The organism is Ottowia thiooxydans (assembly GCF_040548795.1).
GTDB lineage: Bacteria > Pseudomonadota > Gammaproteobacteria > Burkholderiales > Burkholderiaceae_C > Ottowia > Ottowia thiooxydans_A.
In genome coordinates this window covers 1-3,601 of sequence record NZ_JBEPSH010000023.1, presented here as the reverse complement: position 1 = coordinate 3,601, position 3,601 = coordinate 1, and the positions used below count along the sequence as shown (strand labels likewise).

General features: G+C 59.3%; 3 protein-coding genes. All 3 read right to left on the bottom strand.

Annotation, left to right across the window (positions count from 1 at the left end):
- Nucleotides 1-170: 170 nt before the first annotated feature.
- Nucleotides 171-1,943 carry an acyclic terpene utilization AtuA family protein gene (locus ABIE13_RS27495; RefSeq protein WP_354449493.1) on the bottom strand — a complete coding sequence of 591 codons (1,773 nt, stop codon included), beginning with the start codon at nucleotides 1,941-1,943 and terminating at the stop codon, nucleotides 171-173.
- 170 nt (nucleotides 1,944-2,113) lie between these two features.
- Nucleotides 2,114-3,073, bottom strand: coding sequence for a Bug family tripartite tricarboxylate transporter substrate binding protein (locus ABIE13_RS27490; RefSeq protein ID WP_354449491.1), 960 nt, complete (start codon nucleotides 3,071-3,073; stop codon nucleotides 2,114-2,116).
- A 123-nt stretch (nucleotides 3,074-3,196) separates the two neighbouring features.
- The coding region (locus tag ABIE13_RS27485) for an acyl-CoA dehydrogenase family protein (protein WP_354449489.1) at nucleotides 3,197-3,601 on the bottom strand (405 nt) is incomplete at its 5' end.

The window sequence follows — 3,601 nt, the reverse complement described above, 5'->3', positions numbered from 1 at the left end:
TTCTTTTCCCTGTCCTTGCGCAACCAGTAGTCATCTCCAAAGCGTGCGCACACCGCCGCCACGCCCTCTCGAATCGCCTCTTGCTCCGACGTCAACTGAACTTTCATATGCTGTACTTCTTTCGCTGGGAGTTTGGGAATCCTTGGTCTTGCGACCTGGTGAAACGGCTGTTAGTCAAGCTTGGCTTCAAGCAGGATGTGTGCAAGGGTCTTTCCTAATGGGTCATTCCGAAGGGAGGCCATTCCACCGCCGCCCAAGGCTTCTCGCAGGACAAGGTTCATGCCTCCAGGGCCTGGCAATGCATATCGCTCGATCGAGCCTTTGACCAGGTGCCCCAGGTGAGATCGGACCCATTCCGGCGTGACCTTGCTCCAAAGCAGCGCAAGCTGCTGGGGGTCTCGCGCCACCAGTACAACGTTGCTGGTGTCTCCCTTGTCACCACTTCGTCCAACCGCAAGATCACGAAGCTTGACGCTGCCGTCAAGCGACTGCAGAGGGGTGCTGTCAGGCTTCCAATCGGCATTGATTGATGTGGAACCTGATGACGCTTCGTGCAACTTGAAGGGCACTTCAATCCGGCGCCCATCTGGCAAGGTCACTGTGGGAATCAGTTCTGACTTGTCCAACAAAAAAGAGAACAGACGCAGCACCGGCTGCGGGGAGGCGCGCCCTCCACCAGAGCCGGTGAAGCCCGGAGGCCCGGCTGTTCCGAATGATGGGAACTCGGTAGCGAAGGTACGAAGTGCTGCGCGATTGGGATGTTTGACTGACAGCCTCAGAACCACTTCACGACTGTTTCCCCCAGCCGCGCTGCTGCCGAACGATGACTTCTCACTTCCCAGTACTTCGGCGCAGACCTCTGTGAAGGGCCCCAGTCCATCTCTGGCATTCAGGGTTTCGCAGCGGCGGATGGCCTCTTCGGCAAGACGCTCGGCCTTGGCGACCGCTTCGAAGCCGACGACGGTGCGCTGAGCAGTGCATCGCCAGCCGTCCGCATACGTTGCACTGACTTTCAACGTCCGCGTGGGCGGCTTTCCGACGGCTCCCTTGACCAGTACGCGATGCGCGCCTACTTCGGTCAGCGTCACTCCGGTGAAATCACACATGACGTCCGGCAACGCATAGTTGCCCGGGTCATGCAACTCATAGATCAACTGTTCGCCGACGGTGAGGCGATTAACCAGCCCCCCTGATTCGGGCGTCTTGGTCAACACAAAGCTTCCGTCGGGTTCACACTCGGCGATGGGATAGCCAATGCCTGCCCAGTCAGGCACGTTGCGCCAGTCGGTGTGCAGGCCGCCGGTGATCTGAGTGGAGCACTCCAGCAGATGTCCTGCCAGGCTTCCGGCTGCGAGCAAGTCGTAGTCCGTGTCGCGCCACCCGAACTCATGGATCAGGGGGCCAAGCGCCAGTGCACTATCAACACCCCGCCCAGTAATCACGATCTGCGCGCCTTCATCCAACGCGCGCGCAATCGGAAAGGCACCCAGATAGGCGCTGGCACTGGCGACATTGGCCGGAAATTCCTGACCGCTGAACATCTCCCGGACACCGCTGGCTCGCAGGGATTCGAGCTTGGGGCCCACGTCGTCGCCCTCGACCACGGCGATCTTCACGCTCACGCCGAGTTCATCTGCCAGCGCAGTAAGCGCTCTTGCGCATGCTTGAGGGTTCACGCCCCCCGCGTTGGTGATGACGCGAATACCCTTGGTGACCACATCCTTCAGCGTGCGCCGCATGGCCGCGACAATGAAATCGGTTGCGTAGCCGAGCTCTGGGTCTTTCTTGCGTGCGTTCACAAGAATGGACATGGTCAGCTCAGCCAGATATTCCAGCATGAGGTACTTGATCTCCCCCCGCTCTACCAACTGAATGGGCCCGGTGACGCTGTCACCCCAGTAGGCTGAACCGCCCCCGATGCGGACCATTTTCTTTTCTAACATCTTCGTCGTCCTCTTCTGTTTGTGAGTGCCTGTACCTGTGGCTCCTGAGCGAATGAAGCTTCAGCCAAGTTGCTCCGCGTGCGGTTTCATACAGCCAAGGCCATGCGCCGCGGATGAGCCAGGAGGTGCGCCAGAAAGCGCGTCAGGCGTGCGATGAATGCAGCGGGTGCCTAGCGTGACGATGCTGTCGCCTTCACGACGGCTGCAATGTCCTGCGCGTCCTGCTCCATGAACTTTCGAAACTCATCAGGCCCCATGGGTTGCACGACCGCATTTCGACTTACCACGCGCTGTTGAAACTCGGGCTTCTTGATCGCAGACAGGGCCTGGCCGTAGAGCCGCTCCACCACGGCGGATGGTGTGTTTTTTGGCGCAAACAAGCCTTGATAGTTCAGTGCGCGGAAAGCCGGCAGCACTTCTCGAACGGTGGGAATGTCTGGAATTTCAGCGATGCGCGCGGGGCTGGTGACTGCGAGCGCACGAAGCTTGCCGCTTCGAATCTGCGGCATCACGATGTTGGCTGAACCTGCATAGAGATCAACGACGCCGGTGATCGTGTCCACGACACCAGGCGAGCCGCCTTTGTAGGGCACACGCATCAACTGAATTCCGGCCACCCGCATCAAGTGGGACATGGTCAACTCACCATAGTCGGCACAACTGATTTTCCCGGGTTCTTTTGCAGCCTCCTTGAGGAGGTCGTCAAATGTCTTCAAGCGCGAATTGACCCCGGTGGCGATGATGCCCTCCGTGACGATGGTCCTCACCACGGGCACCAGGTCAGTCAAGATATTGGGCGCATCTTTCAGGGTATGGATCAGGCCCAGGGAAAGATTGCCATAGGTGTAGAGGAGCGTCTTTCCATCGGCTGGGGCCTGCACGACACGAGCGATACCGATGGCACCGCCTGCCCCGCCATGGTTTTCGACCACGAACTTCTCGTTGATTTCGTTGCCGAAGGCGTCGGTGAACATGCGCCCAAATGTGTCCGCTGCGCCACCCGGCACATAGGGAATGACCATGGTGGGCTGCCGCCCTTGCGCCCACGCCGAGCGTGCACCCGATAGTGGCAGGGAAAGCGCGCCAAGAACGCCTACCGCTCGACGCCTTGAAATCATTCGATCATTCATGCTGGGTCTCCTATATTTTTTTTAAGTTGGAACACGTTGAGTTGTGAGCCGTACACGACCTGCGGCACATTTCGGGACCTTGTCGCGGCGCCATTCAAGATTCACCACCCCGTTAACCAGGATTCAGTAGGACTTGGGAAGGCCCAACATCTGTTCAGCGATGTGACATAGCGCCAGCTCCTGACTGACCGGACCCACCAAGGGACTGACTGACTCGCGAAAGTAGCGCTCGACGTGGTATTCCTTGGCTTGGCCATAGCCGCCATGCACCCGGACTGCACGCGTGCAGGCGTCGAAGAAAAGCTCTCCCGCCAAGAATTTGCCGGCATTGACTTCTGCAGCGCAAGGCAGGTCCTGGTCGTACAGCGTGGCTGCGGCCCACACCGTGAGTTCAGCCGCCGTCAACCGCGCCCAGATCTCTGCCAAGGGGTGCTGCACCGCCTGGTTCATCCCAATGGGCCGGCCAAACACCACACGTTCCTTGGCATATTTCACCGCCCGATCCAGCACGCTGCGCGTTCCACCGAG